The 21,681-nt window shown below is 71.5% G+C and carries 23 protein-coding genes and 4 tRNA genes; 11 read left to right on the top strand and 16 right to left on the bottom strand.

Annotated features, from left to right (window positions below):
- Window positions 1-6 precede the first annotated feature (6 nt).
- Entirely contained in the window at window positions 7-828 is an 822-nt protein-coding gene (locus CWOE_RS04250; protein ID WP_012932336.1) for an NAD(P)-dependent oxidoreductase, read from the bottom strand.
- A 320-nt stretch (window positions 829-1,148) separates the two neighbouring features.
- On the opposite strand from CWOE_RS04250, the gene CWOE_RS32475 reads away from it, so the two are divergent.
- The 3 genes from CWOE_RS32475 to CWOE_RS04240 are packed head-to-tail and all read left to right on the top strand — an operon-like array spanning window position 1,149 to window position 1,937.
- The gene (locus CWOE_RS32475; protein ID WP_148260890.1) at window positions 1,149-1,328 is read left to right on the top strand and encodes a hypothetical protein; all 180 of its coding nucleotides are present in this window, start codon (window positions 1,149-1,151) and stop codon (window positions 1,326-1,328) included.
- A 55-nt stretch (window positions 1,329-1,383) separates the two neighbouring features.
- The gene (locus tag CWOE_RS04245; protein ID WP_201447138.1) at window positions 1,384-1,665 is read left to right on the top strand and encodes a type II toxin-antitoxin system Phd/YefM family antitoxin; all 282 of its coding nucleotides are present in this window, start codon (window positions 1,384-1,386) and stop codon (window positions 1,663-1,665) included.
- Entirely contained in the window at window positions 1,662-1,937 is a 276-nt protein-coding gene (locus CWOE_RS04240) for a type II toxin-antitoxin system RelE family toxin (RefSeq protein WP_012932333.1), read from the top strand. The genes CWOE_RS04245 and CWOE_RS04240 overlap by 4 nt, the downstream gene beginning before the upstream one ends.
- Before the next feature lie 108 nt (window positions 1,938-2,045).
- Here CWOE_RS04240 and CWOE_RS04235 read toward each other — a convergent pair.
- A tRNA-Asp gene (locus CWOE_RS04235) sits at window positions 2,046-2,119 on the bottom strand.
- A 148-nt stretch (window positions 2,120-2,267) separates the two neighbouring features.
- On the opposite strand from CWOE_RS04235, the gene CWOE_RS04230 reads away from it, so the two are divergent.
- Both CWOE_RS04230 and CWOE_RS04225 read left to right on the top strand, forming a co-directional pair.
- Complete coding sequence (locus tag CWOE_RS04230) at window positions 2,268-3,707, top strand: cytochrome P450 (RefSeq protein ID WP_012932332.1); 1,440 nt, start codon at window positions 2,268-2,270, stop codon at window positions 3,705-3,707.
- Between the two features lie 83 nt (window positions 3,708-3,790).
- Window positions 3,791-4,111: a DUF3592 domain-containing protein gene (locus CWOE_RS04225; RefSeq protein WP_012932331.1), complete on the top strand. Its 321-nt coding sequence runs from the start codon at window positions 3,791-3,793 to the stop codon at window positions 4,109-4,111.
- A 4-nt stretch (window positions 4,112-4,115) separates the two neighbouring features.
- Here CWOE_RS04225 and CWOE_RS04220 read toward each other — a convergent pair whose 3' ends face one another.
- Window positions 4,116-4,973, bottom strand: coding sequence for a 3-hydroxybutyryl-CoA dehydrogenase (locus tag CWOE_RS04220; RefSeq protein ID WP_012932330.1), 858 nt, complete (start codon window positions 4,971-4,973; stop codon window positions 4,116-4,118).
- Window positions 4,974-5,085: 112 nt separating this feature from the next.
- Here CWOE_RS04220 and CWOE_RS04215 point away from each other — a divergent pair, with 112 nt between their 5' ends.
- On the top strand, window positions 5,086-6,738 hold the full coding sequence (locus CWOE_RS04215; RefSeq protein WP_012932329.1) for an acyl-CoA mutase large subunit family protein: 1,653 nt from the start codon (window positions 5,086-5,088) through the stop codon (window positions 6,736-6,738).
- On the opposite strand, the gene CWOE_RS04210 is transcribed toward CWOE_RS04215, so the two are convergent.
- Entirely contained in the window at window positions 6,735-7,274 is a 540-nt protein-coding gene (locus CWOE_RS04210; protein WP_012932328.1) for a MarR family winged helix-turn-helix transcriptional regulator, read from the bottom strand. The two genes, CWOE_RS04215 and CWOE_RS04210, sit on opposite strands and share 4 nt — an antisense overlap.
- 116 nt (window positions 7,275-7,390) lie before the next feature.
- Here CWOE_RS04210 and CWOE_RS04205 point away from each other — a divergent pair, with 116 nt between their 5' ends.
- Window positions 7,391-9,256 (top strand): NHL repeat-containing protein, encoded by a 1,866-nt coding sequence (locus CWOE_RS04205; protein ID WP_012932327.1) that lies wholly within the window; start codon window positions 7,391-7,393, stop codon window positions 9,254-9,256.
- Here CWOE_RS04205 and CWOE_RS30170 read toward each other — a convergent pair.
- Together CWOE_RS30170 and CWOE_RS04200 are read right to left on the bottom strand one after the other, a co-directional pair.
- On the bottom strand, window positions 9,253-9,615 hold the full coding sequence (locus CWOE_RS30170) for a hypothetical protein (RefSeq protein ID WP_012932326.1): 363 nt from the start codon (window positions 9,613-9,615) through the stop codon (window positions 9,253-9,255). The genes CWOE_RS04205 and CWOE_RS30170 overlap by 4 nt on opposite strands.
- Before the next feature lie 94 nt (window positions 9,616-9,709).
- Window positions 9,710-9,782: transfer RNA gene (locus tag CWOE_RS04200), tRNA-Val, on the bottom strand.
- A gap of 52 nt (window positions 9,783-9,834) precedes the next feature.
- Between CWOE_RS04200 and CWOE_RS04195 the strand changes: the two genes are divergently transcribed.
- Window positions 9,835-10,626 (top strand): HAD-IIA family hydrolase, encoded by a 792-nt coding sequence (locus CWOE_RS04195; protein WP_012932325.1) that lies wholly within the window; start codon window positions 9,835-9,837, stop codon window positions 10,624-10,626.
- Between the two features lie 25 nt (window positions 10,627-10,651).
- Here CWOE_RS04195 and CWOE_RS04190 read toward each other — a convergent pair whose 3' ends face one another.
- The 6 genes from CWOE_RS04190 to CWOE_RS04165 are packed head-to-tail and all read right to left on the bottom strand — an operon-like array spanning window position 10,652 to window position 15,775.
- The gene (locus CWOE_RS04190; RefSeq protein WP_012932324.1) at window positions 10,652-11,266 is read right to left on the bottom strand and encodes a hypothetical protein; all 615 of its coding nucleotides are present in this window, start codon (window positions 11,264-11,266) and stop codon (window positions 10,652-10,654) included.
- 10 nt (window positions 11,267-11,276) lie between these two features.
- Window positions 11,277-12,038, bottom strand: a complete 762-nt coding sequence (locus CWOE_RS04185) for a class I SAM-dependent methyltransferase (RefSeq protein WP_012932323.1) — start codon at window positions 12,036-12,038, stop codon at window positions 11,277-11,279.
- Window positions 12,035-12,646, bottom strand: a complete 612-nt coding sequence (locus CWOE_RS04180; protein ID WP_012932322.1) for a TetR/AcrR family transcriptional regulator — start codon at window positions 12,644-12,646, stop codon at window positions 12,035-12,037. Before CWOE_RS04180 ends, CWOE_RS04185 begins: the two co-directional genes overlap by 4 nt.
- Window positions 12,647-12,699: 53 nt before the next feature.
- The gene (locus tag CWOE_RS04175; protein ID WP_012932321.1) at window positions 12,700-13,782 is read right to left on the bottom strand and encodes a phosphotransferase family protein; all 1,083 of its coding nucleotides are present in this window, start codon (window positions 13,780-13,782) and stop codon (window positions 12,700-12,702) included.
- Window positions 13,779-14,984, bottom strand: a complete 1,206-nt coding sequence (locus CWOE_RS04170; RefSeq protein ID WP_012932320.1) for an acyl-CoA dehydrogenase family protein — start codon at window positions 14,982-14,984, stop codon at window positions 13,779-13,781. Before CWOE_RS04170 ends, CWOE_RS04175 begins: the two co-directional genes overlap by 4 nt.
- The gene (locus CWOE_RS04165) at window positions 14,981-15,775 is read right to left on the bottom strand and encodes an SDR family NAD(P)-dependent oxidoreductase (protein ID WP_012932319.1); all 795 of its coding nucleotides are present in this window, start codon (window positions 15,773-15,775) and stop codon (window positions 14,981-14,983) included. The genes CWOE_RS04170 and CWOE_RS04165 overlap by 4 nt, the downstream gene beginning before the upstream one ends.
- A gap of 129 nt (window positions 15,776-15,904) precedes the next feature.
- Here CWOE_RS04165 and CWOE_RS04160 point away from each other — a divergent pair, with 129 nt between their 5' ends.
- Both CWOE_RS04160 and CWOE_RS04155 read left to right on the top strand, forming a co-directional pair.
- The gene (locus CWOE_RS04160; RefSeq protein ID WP_012932318.1) at window positions 15,905-16,540 is read left to right on the top strand and encodes a TetR/AcrR family transcriptional regulator; all 636 of its coding nucleotides are present in this window, start codon (window positions 15,905-15,907) and stop codon (window positions 16,538-16,540) included.
- 227 nt (window positions 16,541-16,767) lie between these two features.
- A complete protein-coding gene (locus tag CWOE_RS04155) occupies window positions 16,768-17,103 on the top strand; it encodes a hypothetical protein (RefSeq protein ID WP_201447136.1) in 336 nt (111 codons plus the stop codon).
- Between the two features lie 245 nt (window positions 17,104-17,348).
- On the opposite strand, the gene CWOE_RS04150 is transcribed toward CWOE_RS04155, so the two are convergent.
- Window positions 17,349-17,420, bottom strand: a tRNA-Glu gene (locus CWOE_RS04150).
- A gap of 65 nt (window positions 17,421-17,485) precedes the next feature.
- Between CWOE_RS04150 and CWOE_RS04145 the strand changes: the two genes are divergently transcribed.
- Window positions 17,486-17,558: transfer RNA gene (locus tag CWOE_RS04145), tRNA-Lys, on the top strand.
- Window positions 17,559-17,598: 40 nt separating this feature from the next.
- Here CWOE_RS04145 and CWOE_RS04140 read toward each other — a convergent pair.
- The 3 genes from CWOE_RS04140 to CWOE_RS04130 form a co-directional block, all read right to left on the bottom strand.
- Window positions 17,599-18,009 carry a winged helix-turn-helix domain-containing protein gene (locus CWOE_RS04140; protein ID WP_012932316.1) on the bottom strand — a complete coding sequence of 137 codons (411 nt, stop codon included), beginning with the start codon at window positions 18,007-18,009 and terminating at the stop codon, window positions 17,599-17,601.
- Window positions 18,010-18,140: 131 nt separating this feature from the next.
- Window positions 18,141-21,146: a bifunctional diguanylate cyclase/phosphodiesterase gene (locus CWOE_RS30165; protein WP_148260889.1), complete on the bottom strand. Its 3,006-nt coding sequence runs from the start codon at window positions 21,144-21,146 to the stop codon at window positions 18,141-18,143.
- Between the two features lie 57 nt (window positions 21,147-21,203).
- A complete protein-coding gene (locus CWOE_RS04130; protein WP_012932314.1) occupies window positions 21,204-21,602 on the bottom strand; it encodes an STAS domain-containing protein in 399 nt (132 codons plus the stop codon).
- Window positions 21,603-21,681: the final 79 nt, after the last annotated feature.

Here is a 21,681-nt window from a genome sequence, read left to right as displayed (position 1 = left end):
GTCCGACTAGGGGGCGTCCGCCCGCATCAGCGCCAAGGACGCGTGCAGATGGCCGGTGAGCGCCTCGTCGACGCCGGCGGCGCGGCTGGAGGCGATCATGCTCTCCAGCACCGCGGCCTGCATCGTCGCGTTGAACTCGTCGGGCATGGTGCCCTCCGTGTTCACCACGCCCGCCGTGAACGGCAGCATCGCCTCCATCCAGGGCAGCAGCAATGTCCCTCGGAACAGCTCGACGTCGCCGCCGCCGCTGTCGATCAGCGAGACAGCGAGCTGGGCCCCGGCGGCGATCCCGTAGAGGCCGCTCAGCAGTGCGATGTCGTAGAGCGGAGCGAGGCCCGGGTCGCGGCCGACGTCGATCGGGTCGCCGAGCACGGCGATCGCGGACCGCGTCCGCTCGACCGCCTCCTCCGCCCCGGCGACCACGATGAACGAGCCGGGCTGCCCGATCGTCTGGGGCACCGACATGATGCCGCCGTCGACGTACGCGCCGCCGTGGTCGGCGACCCAGTCCGAGAGCTCGCGCGCGTCGGCGGGGGAGCCATGGGACAGGTGGACGATCGTGCGGCCCGCGAGCGCGTCCGCGGCCGGCTCGAGCAGTTCGCGGGCGACGCCGTAGCTCAGCACGCAGACGACGGTCAGCTCGCCGGCCTCGAGCGCTTCGGTGACGCTCTCGGCACGGCGAGCGCCCCGCCCGACGAGCTCGTCGGCCTTGTCGGGCGAGCGGTTGAAGACCGTCGTCGGATGGCCTGCCTCGAGGAACGCGCCGGCCAGGGCGCGACCCATCGCGCCGAGCCCGATCACGGTGATGTGCTGCTTGGTGTCGGTCATCCACGCACAGTGAGCGATCGCTCACCTACGGTCAAGATCGCACTTTCCGGTGCGTGGTTACCTGCGGGTACGGGACATACGCGCGGGTCCGTGGGAGCAGAACGGCGCGATCACGGCGGTCAAACCTCGCCCCGTTTTCGCCGGGTACTTCAAAGGAATGCAGTCCCACACCCGGCACCGCGACGAGTGCGGTGCCGAAGGCGGGAGCGACGGGGGTCAAACCCACGATTTACACCTCGGATCGAGATCCGTCTGTGACCTCGCCAGATGTGTGTTCTTGTGCTGCGCACAGCTCGATCGGCGCGCGCTACGGTCGCCCGATGGCAGCCGAACGAGATCCTCAGTTCGACCCAGTCAGTTGGATGCTTGACAACGCGCCGATCGACGACGAGCCCGAGACCGAAGAGGAACGCCGCGCCGTCGCCGAGGTCCGCGCCGACCGAGCGCGCGGGATCGGCCCGTTACCGCTCGAAGACGCGCTCGCAGAGTTCGAGCTCTGATGCAGCGGCGCGAGAATGGTTGGACACCAGGACAACGATGACTAGAATCATGGTCATGTCCGAGACGCTGCCGCTCTCCGCCGTCAAGTCCCACCTCTCTGAGCTGGTCGACCGCGTCGAAGGCCAACACGACCGCGTCGTCGTGACCCGAAACGGCCGGCCGGCTGCCGTGCTGATCAGCCCGGACGACCTTGAGAGCCTCGAAGAGACGCTGGCGATCCTCTCCGACAGAGCGATGATGGAGAAGGTCCGCGAAGGCGATGCCGCCATCGCCGCCGGCGACTCGATCTCGCTCGAAGAACTGCGGGCACAGCTCGGCCAGTCGCCGGCTGCGTGAGCGAGCAGGAGCCCTGGCGCCTCACGGTCGCCGGCCCCGCAGCGCGCGACATCCAGCGCTTGCCCGAAAAGTACGCAACGGCGATAGTCGAGGCACTCGCGCACATCGCCGAGAACCCGCGACGCCTCGGCAAGCCACTCCGCCTCGAACTCGATGGCCACTGGTCAGCCGGGCGTGGGCCATACCGAATCATCTACACGCTCGATGACGCCGAGCGCACCGTCCAGGTCGTCGCGGTCGCGCATCGAGCCGACGCGTACCGCCCTCGGTGAGGCCGTACCGCCAGGCCCCGAGAGACCACGTTTCTCGGATATACAGGCGTCTCATGCCCACCGAAGAAATCCCCGCAATCTCGACGAGAGATGCGGGGTGCACCGAAGCGGGAGCGACGGGACTCGAACCCGCGACCTCCGGCGTGACAGGCCGGCGCTCTAACCAACTGAGCTACGCCCCCTCGGGGCCAGGAAGTATGCCACGGGTGGTGCGATCGGCGCTTGCTCGTCGTGCGGCGGGCGCGCGGCCGGGCGCGCGGGCGGCATCTGGCGCGGGATCGCGACGGTTGACGGTCGTCAACTGGCTGGCCAGCCAGTAGGCTGGCCTCCATGGCCGTCACCGCGCCGGAGCAGCTGCCGAGCAACCCGCTTCTGCGGATCGCCGTCGACCTCAACGACGAGCGTACGGCGGAGGTGCCGTACCCGCCGGGGCCGGTCGACTTCAACCTCCAGCGGACGTTCCGCTTCGTGCGCGACCCGCTGCCGATCCTGCTCGCCGCCTATCGCGAGTACGGGCCGATCTTCAGCCTGCGGGTCTTCCACGGGCGGGTCGTCTTCATGCTCGGCCCGGAAGCGAATCACTACATCACCGTCTCGCACGCGAGCAACTTCCACTGGCGGGAGGGCAGCTTCGGCGACCTCGTGCCGCTGCTCGGCGACGGGCTGCTGACGATCGACGGCGCCTACCATCGGCGCGCGCGCCGGATCATGCTGCCCGCCTTCCACCGCGAGCGGATCGCCGCCGCCGGCGACACGATGGTCGAGGAGACGCTCCGCTCACTCGACCGCTGGCAGCCGGGTCAGCTCGTCGACGTCTACCACTGGGCCCGCGAGCTGGCGCTGCGCGTCGCGATGAAGGCGCTGTTCGGCCTCGACCCCGACGAGGAGGGCGCCGGCCGCCGCGCCGCGGTCGACTTCGAGCGCGCACTCTCGTTCTACGGCACCGACTTCGCCGTCCGGACGATGCGCGGGCCGCTCACTCCCTGGCGCCGGATGCAAGCCGCGCGCCGGACGCTCGACACGATCATCTACGCCGAGATCGAGCGGCGCCGCCGGCACCCCGACCCCGAGCGGCCGGACGTGATGTCCCTGCTGCTGGAGGCGCGCGACGAGGACGGCGGCGAGCCGCTGACCGACACCGAGGTCCGCGACCAGGTGATGACGCTGCTCTTCGCCGGGCACGACACGACCACCTCGACCGTCTCCTTCATGCTCTACGAGCTGGCCCGCCACCCCGCCGCGCTGGCGAAGGTCCTCGCCGAGCAGGACACCGTCCTCGCCGGCCGCACGCCGACCGTCGCCGAGCTCACCAGCGGCCTGCCCGAGCTGGAGATGGTCCTCGACGAGACGCTGCGCCTCTACCCCGCCGCCTGGGTCGGCCCGCGCAGGTCCGTCGAGACGTTCGAGTTCGACGGCCGCACCGTCCCCGCCGGCGCCTACGTCAACTACTCCTCATGGGCCAGCCATCGCCTGCCCGACGTCTGGCCCGAACCGGAGGCGTTCGTGCCCGAGCGCTTCGCTCCGGCCGCCAGAGCCGCCCTGCCGAAGGGCGCCTACATACCGTTCGGCGGCGGCTCGCGCACGTGTATCGGCATGCGCTTCGGCCAGCTGGAGATCAAGACGATCGTCACGCTGCTGCTGCAGCGCCACCGGCTCGAGCTGTTCCCCGGCCGCACGATGACGGTCCGCCAGATGCCGACGCTGAGCCCCCGCGAGCCGCTGGAGATGCTGGTGCGCGAGCGCGGCCTGCCGGCCGGTCTCGGCGCCTGAGACCCAACCGAGACCGATCCGGCACTGACGTCCGCGCCCCATCGGCGTACCTTCCCTGATGGCACGCGAGGACGGAGGGAACGATGGGCTTCTTCGACGGCATGGCCCAGGGCGCGGATGGCCAGCTGAGCACCCTCGGCAGGCAGCAGACCGACGCTCAGCGCCTGATGGCGACCGGCCTGATCGGACAGGCGACGGTGCAGGCGATACGCGACACCGGCACGCTCGTCGGCTCCGACCCGCAGGTCGAGTTCGAGCTGCTCGTCGCCGCGGACGACCGCGAGCCCTACCTGGTCACCCATCGCCAGGCGGTCTCGCGGCTCGTGATCGCGAACTTCCAGCCGGGCGCGTCGATCCCGGTGCGGATCGATCCCGCCGACCCGGCCCGCGTGCTGATCGGCTAGCGACTCAGTAGTCGTAGAAGCCGCGGCCGGTCTTGCGGCCGAGGCGGCCGGCGGCGACCATCCGCTTCATCAGCGGCGGCGGCGCGTACTCGTCGCGCTTGAACTCCTCGTAGAGCGAGTCGCAGACCGCGTAGAGGACGTCGAGGCCGATGAAGTCGGCAAGCGTCAGCGGCCCCATCGGATGGCCGGCGCCGAGCTGCATCGCGGCGTCGATGTCCTCGCGCGAGGCGAAGCCCTCCTCGTACATTCTGACCGCCGCCATCAGGTACGGCACGAGCAGCATGTTGACGACGAAGCCCGAGCGGTCCTTCGTCCGCACCGCGCGCTTGCCGAGTGCCTCGGCGAACGCCTCCGCCCGCTCCACCGTCGACTCGGAGGTGTCGAGCGCGACGACGATCTCCACCAGCTTCATCACCGGCACCGGCGAGAAGAAGTGCAGCCCCAGCACGCGGTCCGGTCGCCCGGTCGCGGCGGCGAGCTGCGCGATCGGGATCGAGGAGGTGTTGGAGGCGAGGATCGCCTCGGGCGCAAGCGTCTGGTCGAGCCTGCCGAAGACGTCGGCCTTGACCGCCTCGTCCTCGACGACCGCCTCGATCGCGAGCTGAGCGTCGCCGAACGCGGCGAAGTCGGTCGTCCACGAGATGCGGTCGAGCATCGCCTTGCCGCCGGCGTCGTCGAGCTTGCCGCCCTTGACGGCCTTCGCTATCGACGTCGCGATCCGCTCGCGCGACCCTGTCAGGCGGGCCTCTTCCGGCTCGTACAGGACCACTTGCGAGCCGGCGCGCGCCGCCGACTCCGCGATCCCCGAGCCCATGAAGCCCGCCCCGACTACTGCTACCCGATCGATCCCGATCGCCGTCATGTCATGTCCTCTCGTTCACAAAGGGCGGCGCCGTGCCGCGTCGCCAACCCGGCAGGGTACTTGCGGAGGTATGCGACACTCCTCCTAAGTGGACGGTGAGGAGTCATCCGCGATGGAGCACGGCGACGACGCAGCCCGTGAATGGGCAGATCGGTTCGCCTCGACACCGGAGCGGGACGCGTCGTTCAGAACGCTCTCGGGCGAGCCGATCAGACCGCTGTACACCGCCGCGGACCTGCCGGAGCCGCGTGAGGAGCAGCCCGCTGTCGGCCACCCGGGCGCGTATCCGTTCACGCGCGGCGTCTACCCGTCGATGTACCGCGGCCGCCTCTGGACGATGCGGCAGTTCGCCGGCTTCGGCACCGCGGAGGAGACGAACGAGCGCTTCCGCTACCTGATCGACCACGGCCAGACGGGCCTGTCGACCGCGTTCGACATGCCCTCGCTGATGGGCCACGACTCCGACCACCCGCGCTCGGAGGGCGAGGTCGGCCGCGAGGGCGTCGCCGTCGACACGCTCGACGACATGGAGACGCTGTTCGCCGGGATCGACCTCGGCAGCGTCACCGTCTCGATGACGATCAACGCGCCCGCGGCGATCATGCTCGCCTTCTACGTCGTCGCGGCGGAGCGCAACGGCGTCCCCGCCGACCGGCTCGGTGGGACGATCCAGACGGACATCCTGAAGGAGTACATCGCGCAGAAGGAGTGGTGCTTCCCGATCGACCCGGCGATGCGGCTCGTCGGCGACATGATCGAGTGGTGCTCGACCGAGATGCCGCGTTGGCACCCGGTGTCGATCTCCGGCTACCACATCCGCGAGGCCGGCTCGACGGCCGCGCAGGAGCTGGCGTTCACGCTCAAGGACGGTCTCACCTACGTCGAGCAGGCCGTCGCGCGCGGGCTCGACGTCGACGACTTCGCACCGCGCCTGAGCTTCTTCTTCAACGCGCAGATCGACTTCTTCGAGGAGATCGCGAAGTACCGCGCCGCCCGCCGCATCTGGGCGAGAGAGCTGAAGGAGACGTTCGGCGCGAAGGACCCGAGGTCGTGGCTGATGCGCTTCCACACGCAGACCGCCGGCGTCTCGCTGACGGCCCAGCAGCCGCTCAACAACATCATCCGCACGGCGATCGAGGCGCTCGCAGGCGTGCTCGGCGGCACGCAGTCGCTGCACACCAACTCCTACGACGAGGCGCTCGCGCTGCCGACCGAGGACGCCGTCCGGATCGCGCTCCGCACCCAGCAGATCATCGCCCACGAGTCCGGCGTCACGAACACGATCGACCCGCTCGGCGGCAGCTACTTCGTCGAGGCGCTGACCGACGAGATGGAGCGTCAGGCGTACGCATACTTCTCCAAGATCGACGAGCTCGGCGGGATGGTCGAAGCGGTCAAGCGCAACTACCCGCAGCGCGAGATCGCCGATGCCGCCTTCCGCCTCCAGTGCGAGATCGACGACGGCGAGCGCGTCGTCGTCGGCGTCAACAAGCACACCGAGGGAGACGACGCGGCGACAGAGATCCACCGCATCGACCCTGCGCTCGAGCGCAAGCAGATCGACCGTCTGCAGGGCGTCCGCGGGCGCCGCGACAGCGCGATGGTGGAGGCGGCCCTCGCGACGATCCGCGAGCTGGCCGCGCGCGAGGACGCGAACCTGATGCCGGCGCTGCTCGACGCCGCCCGCGCGCACGCGACCGAGGGCGAGATCGTCGAGTCGCTGCAGACCGTCTTCGGCCGCTACACCGAGGCGCCGGTCTTCTAGCGTTCGCGCGCGGGCTCGCGCGCGGGGGCGGAGAAGTCGCCCTCGTCCTGCCGGACGGCGGTCAGCAGGCGCGTGATCGCCTCCTGCTCCTCGTCGCCGAGCGGGTCCATCGCGAAGCCGGCGCTGTTGAGCGTCGCGGTCGCGCGCTCGGCCAGCGCCGTGCCGGCCTCGGTGATCGCGATCAGCGTCGAGCGGCGGTCCTGCGCGTGCGAGACGCGCGTGACCAGGCCGGCCTGCTCCAGCCGATCGGCCATGTGCGTCATCGAGGTGCGGTGGACCTGCAGCCGCTCGCCCATCTTGCCGACGGGCAGCGAGCCCCTGCTGCTGAAGACGAGCAGCATCAGCGTCTCGTAGCGCGGGAACGTGAGCCCGTGCGGGCGCAGCAGCTCGTTGAGCCGCGCGAGCAGGATCTGCTGCGTGCGCATGATCGACGTGACGGCGGCCATCGGCCGCGCCGGCTCCTCGCCCCAGCGCTCGCGCCAGTGGCGGCGGGCCTCGGCAATCGGGTCGAACGGGAGCGGCTGCGACTCGGCCATCGGCCGAAAGCGTTGCAGACCGAGGCGATCGACCACCGTCCGGCGACACGCGCTGGATCCCAGTGTGCCGCGTGATACCGTCCGCGCGCCCTGCCCGACCGGAGGTGAGACACGGAATGTCCAGGCTCGCACGCTTCCTCCCGCCGCTCGCGGCGGCCGCGGTCGCCGCGGCCGCGATCGTGCCCGGTGCCGCCGGCGCGGCGACCGCGAGAGTGACGGTCCAGGTCGAGACGGCAGCCGGCCCCGTCACGGGAGCGTCGGTCCGCCTCTTCGCCGCCGGCGCGCGCAGCGCGACGGTCGCCGGGCGTGCGAGAACCGGCAGCGACGGCAGTGCCGCGGTCACCTACCGCACGCCCGCCGCGGGCAGCCCGCTCTACGCCGTCGCCGACGGCGGCAGCGTCGGCGGCAGAGCGCTGCCCGCGGGCGTCCGGCTCCTGTCGATCGCCGGCCGCGGAGGCTCGACGCCGACGACCGTGTACGTCGAGGAGCGCAGCACCGTCGCGGGCGCCTACGCGTTCGCCCGCTTCATCGACGGCGCGCAGATCAGCGGCCCGTCGCCGGGGATGCCGAACGCGGCCGCCAGCGCCGCGAACCTCTACGAGTCGGGCGCGGGCAAGGTCAGCTTCGTCGTCTCCAACCCGCCGAACGGGCTCGCGACCGAGGTGCTGCGGACGTTCAACACGCTCGCCACCGCGCTCGCCGCGTGCACGACCGGCAGCTCCGCCGACTGCCGCGCGCTGTTCGACGCCGCACGCCCGCGCGGCGGCGCGCGCCCCGCCGACACGCTCGCGGCCGTCGTCGCAATCGCGCGCAATCCGTCCCAGCACGCGCGGGCGATCTTCGGCGTCGCCAGACGCGCCGGCGACGACGGCTACAGGCCGGCGCTCAGCGCGCCGCCCGGCTCGTGGATCCTTGCACTCGTCTTCACCGGCAGCGGGATGAACGCGCCCGGGCGGATGGCGTTCGACCGCGACAGCAACGCGTGGATCGGCAACAACTTCCAGATCCCGGGGACGACCGCCGGCCGCGAGCTGTCCGTGCTCGACCCAGGCGGCCAGCCGACGCTCGGCAGCCCGCGCACGGGCGGCGGTGTGCGCGGCCCCGGCTGGGGCACGGCGATCGACGGGCGCGGGCGCATCTGGCTCGCCAACTTCGGCGGCGACAGCGTCAGCGTCTTCACCCCGGACGGGAGAGCGCTGTCGCCGCGCGGCGGCTTCACGCAGGGCGGCTACAGCAGACCGCAGGGGATCACCGCCGACCAGCGCGGCAACATCTGGGTCGCGAACTTCGGCAACGACAGCGTCACGCTGCTGCCGCGCGGCAACCCGCGCGCCGCGCGCAACATCAGAGGCGGCGGCATCTCGAAGCCGTTCGGCATCCAGGTCGACGCGCGCGGCCACGTCTGGGTCACCAACGGCGCGGAGGACCCCAGACGCGGATCGGTCACCGAGCTGCTGCCCGACGGCAGACCGACCGCCCGTTCGCCGATCACCGGCGGCGGCCTCGCCTCGCCGCAGGGGCTCGCCGTCGACAGCAGCGGCAACAAGTGGGTGGCGAACCTCGTCAGCCGCTCGGTGACGCGGATCTTGCCGGACGGCCGCGTCTCCGCCGACTCGCCGCTCGGCCTGGGCAGCGTCGAGGGCGGCTGGGGCATCGCCGTCGACGGCGCCGACCACGTCTGGGTGACCGGCTTCCTCGGCGCCAACGTGACCGAGCTGTGCGGTGTCCGCGCGAGCGCATGCCCGCCGGGCGCGCGCAGCGTGGGCGCGAAGATCTCACCCGCGCGCACGGGCTACAAGAGCGCGAGCATGGAGCACATGACGGCGGTGCAGATCGACGCCACCGGCAACGTCTGGCTCGCCAACAACTGGACGCTCGGCTCGTCCTTCGCAGAGTTCGTCGGAGGCAACGGGCTCGTCCAGCTCGTCGGCGCCGCGACGCCGGTGCGGACGCCGCTGATCGGCCCGCCGACGCGGCCCTAGCCAGGATCCGGACGCTCGAGCGCGCGCTCGAGCGCCGCTTCCAGCATCGCCACGTCCGCCGGATCCGGCCGCTGCTCCCCCCATCCCTCGAACGCGAGGTCGATCGCGCGCGACAGCCGGATCGGCGCGTACGTGCAGTAGCCGACGTAGTCGAACGCCCGTCCGTCGCCAGTGATGTGCAGATAGCGGCGCGTCGCGGTGTGCTTGTACGCATGCACTCGCCCGCCTCCGTCCAGCGCCGCTTCGTGCATCCACATGAACCAGTCGACGAGCTCGCTGCCGAGCAGGTCGAGGATCGGCGCCCAGTCGGGCTCGTCGTGCTGCAGCACGACGCCCAGGATCGTGTCGTTCGAGGTCATCGCACCAGCCTCGCGCGGCGCACGCGCACCGAACAAGACACGTGTGCGACGAGTTGCGCACGAAGGTCCGCAGCGGGTGCGACGCGCGGGCGGATGGGCGGTGCCGGGCTTGAACCGGCGACCTCTCGCTTGTAAGGCGAGTGCTCTACCAACTGAGCTAACCGCCCGCGTTCCCCGGGATGGTATCCGCGAGCCGGCGCCGACCCCGGCCCGACTACCATGCCCCTCATGAGCAGACGCCGCGAGATCAGATCCTGGCTGATGGACATGGACGGTGTGCTCGTCCACGAGGAGAGCGCGATTCCCGGCGCCGACGGCTTCCTCGGCCGCCTGAAGGAACGCGAGATCCCGTTCCTCGTGCTGACCAACAACTCGATCTACACGCGCCGCGACCTCTCCGCGCGGCTGCGGGCGAGCGGGCTCGACGTGCCGGAGGAGTCGATCTGGACCTCCGCCAACGCGATGGCGCAGTTCCTCCAGGACCAGCGCCCCCACGGCTCCGCGTTCGTGATCGGCGAGGCCGGCCTGACGACCGCGCTGCACCAGAACGGCTACACGCTGACCGAGCGCGAGCCGGACTACGTCGTGCTCGGCGAGACGCGCACCTACAGCTTCGAGCGGATCACGCACGCGATCCGGCTGATCGTCGCCGGCGCGCGCTTCATCGCGACCAACCCGGACGCGACCGGCCCCTCGCTCCAAGGGCCGCTGCCGGCGACCGGCTCGGTCGCCGCGCTGATCAGCCGCGCGACGGGCGTCGAGCCGTACTTCGTCGGCAAGCCGAACCCGCTGATGATGCGCTCCGCCCTCAACGCGCTCGACGCCCACTCCGAGACGACCGCGATGATCGGCGACCGGATGGACACCGACGTCGTCTCCGGGCTGGAGGCCGGGCTGGAGACGATCCTCGTGCTGTCCGGGGTCGCCACGCGCGAGGCGGCCGAGCGCTTCCCGTTCCGCCCGTCGCGGATCGTCAGATCGGTCGCCGATCTCGTCGACGAGATCGGCTGAGCGCCCGCCGCGCGAGCGCTGACGGCTACGCGTTCGCCGCGGCGAACGCGCGCAGTGCCTCGCGCCCTCCGCTCGCGTACGGCGCGCCGTGCGCGAGCAGCAGCACGTCGAACTCGCGCGCGTCGCAGATCCGCAGATAGGCCTCGGCGAGCCCGCGCCGGACCGCGGCGGGATCGTCGCCGAGCAGCTGGTCCGGGACGAACCCCAGCTCGCCGTCCGCGCGCCGGATGACACCGTCGGCGACCGCGAGCGCACCAGGGCCGACCGCGACGTGCAGCGCGCTCTCGTCGGGACAGAGCACACCGACCTCCTCCACCGTCGCACCGGGCGCGACCTCGTCGCCGGGCTTGAATCCGCGCACGACGAACGGCGAGTCCCGCAGATCGTTGAGACCGCGTTCGTGCGCGACGACGCTGCAGCCGTAGGCGTCGACGAAGCGGTTGCTGTGCCGACGGTGATGACGACTGGTGAGCACGATCACCTCCGGCTTCGGCAGACCGGTGAACGCGCCGAGACCCTCCGGCGGGAGCATCGGATCGACCAGCGTGCGCGCCTCGGCGAAGTAGGCGGAGTGAACCGTCTCGCCGATCGTCTCGCGCAACGCGGTCCAGTGGTGGAGGCCCGGCACGATCTCGTCCATGCGCGCGAGCCTAGCGCTCGGCGACGACCAGCCGCAGCCCTGCGTCGTAGGAGTCGAGCGCCCGCAGCGCGCCGTTGCGCTCGTCCCACGTACCGTCCGCGAGGTCCCGCTCGACATCCGCCACGACCCGCGCGACGACGTGCTCGTCCATCCGCGCGAAGCCCGACGTAGCCGCCCGCGCCGCCGCGTCGAGCACCCGCTCGGGGTGGGCCCAGAACGCCATCAGCGTCCAATCCGGCGTGTCGCGCGCGACCTCGACCGTCTCGACGCGGACGTCACCGCCGAGCCAGCCGGCGAGGCGGTCGATCGGCGGCATGATGCGCCGGTCCAGCTCCGCGACCTCGGTCAGGTAGTCGCGCACGAGCCACATCTCGCCCGCGACCGCGGCGTCGACCGTCAGGAGCGCGACTGGTCCGCGCGCTACGCGGCGCAGCTCGCGCACGCCCGCCTCCTGCTCGGCGTCCCAGTGGTGGATCGCGAGCACCGCCATCGCGGCGTCGGCGCTTCCGTCGAACAGCGGCAGCGCGCCGGCGCTCGCGGCGATCGCCGGGACCAGCTCCGGCGGGCGCTGGGCGGCCATCACCGCGCTCGGCTCGATCGCGATCACGTGGCGGTCGCGCGGCTCGTAGGAGCCGGCTCCGGCGCCGACGTTGACGACGCTGCGCGCGGGGCCGAGCGCCGCGAGCAGGCGGGCGGCGATCCGCGGGTCCTCACGCCGCAGGCGCGCGTAGCCGCCGCCGATCGCGTCGTAGCGCGGCCGCTCTTCCGTCACCGCAGCATGCGCAGCACGAGGTCGGCGTGCAGCTGCCCGATCGACTCCGGGTCGCCGCCGCGCTGCGGTGCGTACCAACGGGCGGAGTCGACGCCGAGCGACAGGATCGCGCGGACCGTCCCCTGCAGGTCGTCGACGTGCAGCTCGCCCTCGGCGGCGCCGCGCTCCAGCTCGTCGGCGACGAGCCTCTCGGTCGCCTGCCGCAGCGCGAGGATCTCGCCGAAGCGCTCAGGCGGCAGCGCGCGCAGCTCGCGTGCGGTGACCTGGCCCAGCGTCGCGAAGCGGGCGTGCCACGAGGAGAAGGCGGTCACGAACGCGGCCGTGCGATCGGGCGCGCTCACGTGGCCGTCCATCGCGTCGATCACCTCTTGCAGGACCGACTCGTGGCCGATCCTCATGATCTTCTCCAGCAGCTCGACCTTCGAGCGGTAGTACAGGTAGACGGCAGCCGGGCTCATGCCGGCGCGTCTGGCGATGTCGCGTGTCGTCGCGGCCTCGAAGCCGTGGTCGGCGAAGGCGTCCAGCGCCGCGAGCAGCAGCCGTCGCGACGTCTCCGACTCGACGTGCGCCCAAAGATCGGCGTACCGCCGAGTGTCCTCTACGTCCATTCCTCAAAGGATCGCGGATGCGGCGCCGAAGCGGCGCCATCCCGGCCGGGTCATCAGCCGGCGGCGCGGGCGCGGCGCCATGCCTCGCGCGCGAGCAGCGGGACGCCCTCGTCGAGGCGCGCGAAGAAGGGGTCGTCCGTCGTGCCGGCGAGGTGGCGGCGGTAGGAGACCTCCAGGAAGATCGCCGCTTTCCACAGCGCGAGCACCTCGTAGAAGACCAGCCCGGCGGTCGAGCGGCCGCTGCGCTGCTCGTAGCGGTCGCGCAGCTCGCCCGTCTCGGGGAAGCCCGGCGCACGCGTCGCCTCCGACAACGCCAGCATCGGGTTCCACGGCTCGCCGGGGCGCGCGTACGTGGCGAGCAGGTACCCGACGTCCGCGAGCGGATCTCCGATCGTCGCCATCTCCCAGTCGAGGATCCCCGCGAGCCGCGCGGGCGACTCGGGAGCGAACAGCACGTTCCCGAGCCGGAAGTCGCCGTGCACGAGCGTCGCGTCGCTGTGCCGCGGCAGCGCCGCCTCCAGCCAGCCGCGGACCTGCTCGAGCTCCGGGATCGTCCGCGTCGCACCGCGGACGGCGAGCTCGCCGAAGCGGCGCAGCTGCCGTGCGAGGTAGCCGTCCGGGCGGCCGAGACCCCCGAGGCCGGCGGCGTGCACGTCGACGCCGTGCACCTCGGCCAGCGCGTCGACCAGCTCCAGCCCGATGCGGCGCCGGTCCGCGAGCGTGTCGAGCGACGGCGGCACCACCTGCGTGATCACGTGACCGTCGAGCAGCTCGGTGACGTAGAAGACGGCGCCGATCACCGCCTCGTCGTCGCAGGTCGCGAGCACGACCGGCGCGCGCACGCCTGCCGGCACGATCGCGTTCAGGATGCCGGCCTCGCGCAGCATGTCGTGCGTCGAGGGCGCCACCGGCGGGCGCGGCGGACGGCGCAGCACGACGCTCAGGTCGTCGCGCTCGATCAGGTACGTGACGTTCGAATGGCCGTCGCCGAGCGGCTCGGCCCGCAGCGTGCCGGCCCCGAGGCCGCGCGCGTCGAGGAACTCCCGCAGCGGGTCGAGGATCAGCAGCGGCGGGCGCTCGCAGGCGGCGGCCTGCGCGTGCGTGGCGACGACGTCGCCGGCAGAGACGGCGGTCATCCCCGAACCTCCGCGTCCCGCTCGCCGGCGCGCACCCGCAGCGCGTGCCGCGCGATCGCCCACAGGTGCGTCTCGGTGGGGCCGTCATAGATGCGGAACGGGCGCAGCTCCGCAAGGTAGCGGCCGAGCCGCCCCTCTGTCGAGACGCCCCAGCCGCCACACAGCTGCACCGCGCGGTCGACGACGCGGTTGACCGCCTCGGCGACGTGGGCCTTCGTGACCGACGACTCGTGACGCCCGTGCGCGCCGCCGTCGAGCACGCCGGCCGCGTGCCAGATCAGCGCGCGGCTGCTCTCGATGTCGATCACCGACTCCGCGATCATCCGCTGCGCCATCCCCAGCTCGCCGAGCGGCGCGCCGAACGCCTCGCGCGCGGCGACGTAGTCGAGCGCGTCGTCGAGCGCGCGACGGGCGAGCCCCAGCCAGCGCATGCAGTGCGTCAGGCGCGCCGGCGCCAGCCGCACCTGGGCGTAGCGGTAGCCGAGCCCGACCTCGCCGAGGACCGCCTCGTCGCTGACGAAGCAGTCCTCGAAGACGACCTCGGCGTGGCCGCCGGGGAAGGCCCGGTCGATCATCTCCATCACCCGCTCGACGCGCCAGCCGTCGTTGCCGGCGTCGACGAGGAACATCGTCGCGCCCTCGCCGCGGTCGATCCGCTCGCCGGTGCGCGCCATGCAGATCGTAAACGCCGCACCGACGGCGCCGGTGATGAAGCGCTTGCGCCCGTTGATCACCCAGCCGCCGTCGACGCGCTCCGCGGTCGTGCCGAGCATCGCGGGGTCGGAGCCCGCGCCCGGCGGCGGCTCGGTCATCGCGAAGCACGAGCGCGTCTCCCCGGCGGCGAGCGGCCGCAGGTAGCGGTCGCGCTGCGCAGGGGTGGCGACGACCTCCAGCAGGTGCATGTTGCCCTCGTCCGGCGCCGCGCAGTTGAGTGCCTGCGGGCCGAGCAGGCTGTAGCCGGCCGCCTCGAAGACCGCCGCCTGGCCGCGCAGGTCGAGCCCCAGCCCGCCGAGGTCGCGCGGGACGTGCGGCGCGAACAGCCCGGCGGCGCGCGCCGCCGTCTGCAGCTCCGCGCGCAGCGTCTCGTCGAGGCCGTGCTCGGAGCGGTCGCGCGGCTCGGCCGGGATCACCACGTCGCGGACGAACTCCGCCGTGCGGGCGGCGAGCGCCGCGACCTCGGGGTCCAGCTCGGGCGCGCTCACTGCGCCGTCCAGCCGCCGTCGACCTGCAGCGTCGTGCCCGTGACGTACGAGGAGGCGCCCGAAGCCAGGAAGACGACCGGCAGCGCGATCTCGGTCGCCGTCGCGAAGCGGCCCAGCGGCGTACGCGCCAACATTCGCTCGCGCCAGTGCGGATGCGAGAGCAGTCCGGCGGTCAAGTCGGTCTCGACGTAGCCGGGCGCGACAGCGTTCACGCGGATGCCGCGCCGCGCCCACTCGATCGCGAGCGTCTGCGTCAGCCGCTCGACGCCGGCCTTGCTGGCCGCGTACGCGGCCAGCCGCTCGTGCGTCCGGCTGCCGTGGACCGACGAGACGTTGACGATGCTCCCGCCCACGGGCTCCATCAGCGGCAGGACCGCCTGGCAGCAGCGCAGCGTGCCGTGGAGGTTGACGTCGAGGACCGTGCTCCAGTCGTGCTCGGCGACGTGCTCCGCCGGCTTGAAGTCGGGGCAGATCCCGGCGTTGTTGACGAGCACGTCGACCCGCCCCCAGCGCTCGCCCGCGTGGTCGGCCGCCCGGCGCACGTCGTCGGCGTCCTCGACCGAGCCCGTCGCGAGCTCGACCTCTCGCCCGAGCGCGCGAAGCTCGCCGGCGACGCCCGCGAGCCGGTCGCCGTCGCGGGCGCTCAACAGGACGTCGGCGCCGGCCGCGCCGAGGGCGAGCGCGATGACACGCCCGATGCCGCGGCTCGCGCCGGTCACCCACGCCACCTTGCCGGTGAGCGAGGGCAGCGCGAGCTGGTCGAGGGTGGCGGCGGGGGATCTCTCATGCATGAGGCGTTCCGTTCTCTCTCGCAAAGACCCGACTGATCGGTCGGTTCTTACGATTCCTAACACGCACAGACTCCGTCGTCAAGGCATTTTCAGCCCGACCGCGTGGTCCGGTGGTACGCTGCGGCGGCCATGCCAGCGCACTCGCACACGCCCGCCGCCGACGGCAGAGCGGCGACCAGACGGCCGCCCAAGCGGCGGGCCGAGATCATCGAGCGGTCGGCGGCGCTGTTCGACGCCCGCGGCTACCACAGCGCCTCGATGGAGGACATCGCGGCAGCGGTCGGGATCCGCAAGACGACCCTCTACCACTACTTCCGCTCGAAGGACGAGATCCTCGCGTGCATCCACGACGAGTTCCTCGACCTGCTGATCGAGCGCCAGCAGCGGCGCGCGGCGCTGGGCATGCGTCCGGACCAGCTGGTGCTCGAGACGATGGAGGACATCCTCGAGCTGATGGAGACCCACCGCGGCCACGTCCGCGTCTTCTTCGAGCACCACCGCGAGCTGCCGCCCGACGCGCACGAGGCGATCTCGCGCAAGCGCAAGCGCTACGAGGAGGAAGTGCGCGCCACGATCCGGGACGGGGTCGAGCAGGGCGCGTTCCGCCCTGTCGATCCTGGCATGGCCACGCTCGCCCTCTTCGGCATGTGCAACTGGGCCTACCAGTGGTACGACGCGAGCGGACCCCTCAGCGCCCGCCAGATCGCGCACACCTTCTGGGACATGCTGCTGCGCGGGATCGCCAGCAGACCGGACGGCCGCTAACGGTTACGTCGCATCGACCCCCACCACTGGGAGGAAACCTCGGCCAATTTGGTCTATGCTGAACGCGCGCTTTTACTCAGAGGAGAGAACCCGTGCTCTACCACTTCAGTCGCGCGATGTATCGAGCCCTTGCTGACGGCATCGTCGCCCCCCCTGCGTCCGCCCCCGGCGGGGCAGCGGTCTACCACGTCCGTGTACTGCGGGCATGCGAAGGCACGCTGGCCCGGATGGGCACCGACCGCTACTACTTCGCCAACCCCTCGCGGGCGCTGATCCGCGAGCTGCGGCCGTACTTCCCGCTCGACGAGCAGCGCCGCATGCGCGACGTCGTCGAGCGTTACCTCGCCCGCGCCGACGAGGAGCTCACGCGCCAGTTCGCGACGGGCTACGACCTCGCCGGCAACCGCCTCAACTGTCGCGCGCTGACGCGCAAGGGGACGCCGTGTCAACGGTTCCCCAACCCGGTCAACGGCTACTGCCCGTCCCACCAGCACCTCGCCGGATCGGGCCATGTCGCGACCGAGGCCGAGGCGGCCGCGGAGCGTGAGCTCGTAGCAGCCTGATCGTCGCGCGTCCGGGTCCCGACCCGGACGCGTGTCGCCACGCACCCATTCCCGGCGGCGCCTGCCCGCGCCCGCGTCGAGGGAGAACGCCGAGCGCGCCGAGCGCAGGCTCAGCGCGGTCGCTCGGACCGGCGCCGCAGCCGCGAGCGCCGGCGCGCCACCTGTCCGGGCGCGACCATGCCTCCGGGCACGGCCGGCGGGCCCGAGACGACGAAAGCCCCGCCGCGAGGCGAGGCTTTCTGAGGTACCCCCAGGGGGAATCGAACCCCCGCTACCAGCGTGAAAGGCTGGCGTGCTAACCGCTACACCATGGGGGCAGAGCGGGCCGGGACGGACATTGTAGTTGGCTGCGCCGAATCGCCGAGCGTGCGACCATGGAGGGGCGCGTCTAGCTCATCGGGTTAGAGCACCGGACTTTTAATCCGGCGGGCTGGGTTCGAGTCCCAGGGCGCGCATCCGGCGGGCTCCCGGCCCGCCACGCGCCCTGGGGGTCGCTCAGGACGCCTCGGCGAGGCGGACGCCGTTCGCGCCCTCCGGCTCCAGTATTCCCTTGCGCTTCAACTGCGAGATGGTCGTGTGGACCGTCGGCTTCGCGATGTTGGTGATCTCGGCGACCTCGGAGGCCGAGATGCCGGGCCGCTCGCCGACGACCTTCAGGATCGCCTCGCGGTTCGCGCCACGCGGGGCACGGCGGGACTTGCCGCCCGCGTACGGCGCCCGTGCGGCGGAGGCCGCTGCCCGCGCGCGCGGGCGCGCCGCGCTCGCGCTGCTGGAGCCGTTGCCGGTGTGATCGCCGGAGAGGGCGGCGAGAACCGCCTCCAACTGCTCCTTCTCTTCGATCAGCGGCCGCAGCTCTCTGAGGCGCTTCTCGATGTCACGCTGAATTTGCCCGACGAGATCTGCCATGTACGTAACTCCTGGTGAGACGAGGGGGTAATAGCAAGGCTACCAACCAGCGCAGCTACATTGAACCCCCTGCAGCTTCAACTCCCCAACGTGGCGTGGTCCCGTTACGAATTTGATTGGTGAGGGAAAGCTCAGGATCGAACGCAATCGCGAGCAAGTCGCTGCTCCAGCGGGGCCGGCCGGCCCAGGTGGAATCCCTGCGCATAGTCGACGCCGAGCGTGCGCAGCAACTCAACTGTCTCGTCGTCGCCGACATACTCGGCGATCGTCTCTTTGCCCATTCCACGGGCGATCTCCACCGCCGCGCGAATCAGCAGTTGATCGGTCTGACTCGTGGTGCAGGAGCGGACGAACTCGCCGTCGATCTTGAGGATGTCGAACGGCAGATGCTTGAGATAGTAGAACGATCCGAAGCCGGCGCCGAAATCGTCCAACGCAAAGCGGCACCCCAGCTCGGCGAGCCGCGCAGCGAACTCTTGAGCCCGCGGAATGTTCGCAACGGCTGTCGTCTCCGTCACCTCGAGCACGAGATTGATCGGGTCGATCTCGTTCTCACGCAGCTCGCGCTCGATGATCGTCAGCAGGTCCGGATCGCCCGTCGAGGCCCCAGAGATGTTGACTTCGAAGACCAGGTCGCGCCCCGCGCGGCGCTGCTGTCCCATCTCCTTGATCGCGCGCGCGACGACCCAGCGGTCGATCTCCTGCATCAGGTCGAATCGCTCCGCGACGCCGATGAACGCAGCCGGAGGGATCACCTCGCCCTGCTCGTCGAGCATCCGCAGCAGCACCTCGTGCTGACGCACGGCACCGCTGCGCAGCTCGACGATCGGCTGCGCGTACAGCGTGAAGCGATCCTCCTCGAGCGCGTCTCGGATCCGCTCCGCCCACGTGATGCGCGCCTTCATCCTCGACGCGCCGCGCTCCTGTGAGGAGAACGTCGCCGCGCGGTCGCGGCCGGCCTCCTTCGCGTCGTACATCGCGAGGTCGGCGTTGACGAGCACGTCCTCGGCGCTCAGGCCGCCGGTCTCGCCGAACAGGGCGATCCCCACGCTCGTGGTGATCGGGCGCCGCCGGCCGGCGGTCGTCAGCACCGATTGCGCGCGGACCGACGCGAGGATCGACTCCGCAACCGCCTCCGCTTCCTGCTGACCGCCCTTCGGCAGCAGCACAGCGAACTCGTCGCCGCCGAGCCGCGCGAGCACGTCGCTGTCGCGCAGGCGGCTGCGCAACGTCTGCGCGACCTTGACGATCAGCTCGTCGCCGACGTTGTGGCCGAGCGTGTCGTTGATGTGCTTGAAGCGATCGATGTCGAGCACGAGCGCCGCACCCTCGGCTCCATAGCGCTCGACACGGTGAATATGCTGATTGAGCTCACGCTCGAACGACCGGCGATTGAGCAGCCCCGTGAGCGGATCGTGATCCGCCATGTGCTGCAGCTGGGCCTCGTAGCGGACGCGCTCGCTGACATCCTGAATCTGGCCGAGGAAGTGCTGCGGACTGCCGTCGGCCGCACGTACGAGCGTCGCGTGCACCGCCACCCATACGACCTGACCGACGACGTCGACGTAGCGCTTCTCCATCCAGTACGTGCTCTGCTCGCCGGACAGCAGGCTCGCCATCATCTCGGCCTCGCGCTCGACGTCGGCGGGGTGACTCAACTCGCCGAAGCTCATCTCCTCCAACTCCTCGCGCGTGTAGCCGGTGATCGCGCAGAGGGCGTCGTTGACTTGGATGAAGCGACCCTCCAGGTCTGAGAGCGCCATCCCGATCGGGGCCGCCTCGAACGCCGTGCGGAAGCGCTGCTCGGCCGCCGCGATGCGCTCGACGCTCTCACGCAGCGCAGCCTCCGAGGCAACGCGCTCGCTCACGTCGCGGACGATCGCCTGTCCTTCCTTCATCTCCCCCGTCGCCGGGTCGACGACGCCGCGGACGCGCGCCTCGATCCACACGTAGCGTCCGTCGCGATGCCGGATCCGGCTCGTGACGGTGATCGTGCCGCCCTGCTCGGCGACGCGCGTCCGCGCGCCGACGACCTCGTCGGTGTCGTCGGGATGGACGAACTCGCGCGGCTGGCGCCCGACCAGCTCCTCCGGGTCGTAGCCCATCAGCTCCCGCGACGCCGGCGACACATAGGTCGCGACGCCGCTCGGGTCGAACACGAGGATCATGTCGGTCGCGTTGTCGGCGAGCAGCCGGTGGCGCTGCTCGGCCGCACGCAGCTCCGCCTCGGCGCGGTCGCGCTCGGCCATCCGCTCCTCGACGAGGTCCAGCGCGTAGCGCTCACGCCGCGCGGCCTGCCAGATCAGCAGCCCGAGCGCGATCGTCAGCACGGTCCCCGAGATCGCGATCGCCCATGTCACCGCGTTGCTCGGCTCCGGTCGTCCGATCGCGAGGACCCACGTATGGCCGCCCTTCTGGAAGCTGGTCGTGAGCGCGTCGCCCGACGGCGGCTCGCCCGCTATCCAGCTGCCGCTCTGCCGGAGCCCGTACGGAACCCCGCTCGGTACGAGCGACCCGATCGCGAGGCGGATGGTCGTCGCCGAGTAGACGCCGACGACGTAGCCGATCGTCGCCCGGCGCTTCCCGTCGACGGTCGGCGGGATCGCCCCGCCGCGATAGACCGGCGCGGCGAACGCGAGCGTCGTCCACCTCGCGCCGGGCATCCGCACGACCGGCGTCACCTGCGTCTCGCCCAGCTCCATCGCGGCGCGCAGCGCGACGCGATGGGCGGGTACGGCGGCAAGGTCGTACCCCTCCCGCGGGCCCGGCAGGCTGGTCAGCGCGTATCTGAGCGGGTAGCGCTCCGGCACGTTCCCGCGCACCTCGCCGGGCGTGCGACCCACGAACCAGAGCGCGCCAAGTCTCGCTCTGCCGAGGAACCGGCCGCCGACCAGCTCGAATTCCGAGCGCGAGGCGCCGGGCATCGACATCAGCGTCGCGAGGTCGGTCAACCGCGCGCCCGCTGTCGACATCGTCAGCCCAAGCAGGGAGACCGCGCGCGTGTGCAGCTCCTCCTGGCGGTCGTCGACGATCGCGCGCTCGTGGCGGGCGGAGGCGTACGCTCCGGCGATCGTCGCGAGCGCGAGCACGACGATGCCGAGCAGCGCGATCGGCATGCGCCGACGGCGCGGGCTCACGACGGATCCTGACGCATCACCCCGTCCCTATCGGCAGGGGGATGCGATCGCTGTAGCTCAGGTGGAACGGTGGCGCAGCGCGTCGACCGCCTGAGCGCGCGTCGCGACGATCGGGAACAGCTCGTCGAGGCCCATCACGGTGAAGATGCGCGTGTTCCCGGGGTTCGTGTTGACGATCGCCAGCCGTCGTCCGACGGCGGTCAGCTGACGCGCGGCGCGCAGCAGCGCCTGGCAGCCGCTGGCGTCGACGAACGCGCAGCCGGAGAGGTCGACGACGAGGTCGTCGGCGGGCTCGGGGTCGTCCATGTGCTCACGCAGACGCTCCCGCAGCTCAGGCGCGGTGAAGAGGTCCAGCTCGCCCTGCACGGCGATGACGGAGATGCCGTGCGCGTCGAGGCGCTCCTCGTCGAGGCCGAACGGCGTCGGCTGCACGTGTCTGTGGCGTGGTTGCGTCATGACCGGATGACGGGCGGCGCACAGCCTGAGAAAGCTGATGCTCGCCCGTGCGCCTCCGGCGGCCTGCTCCTACCCTCGC

This window comes from Conexibacter woesei DSM 14684 (genome assembly GCF_000025265.1).
Classification (GTDB): domain Bacteria; phylum Actinomycetota; class Thermoleophilia; order Solirubrobacterales; family Solirubrobacteraceae; genus Conexibacter; species Conexibacter woesei.
The sequence above is the reverse complement of the archived record's forward strand: the minus strand, read 5'-3'. Positions and strand labels throughout refer to the sequence as shown.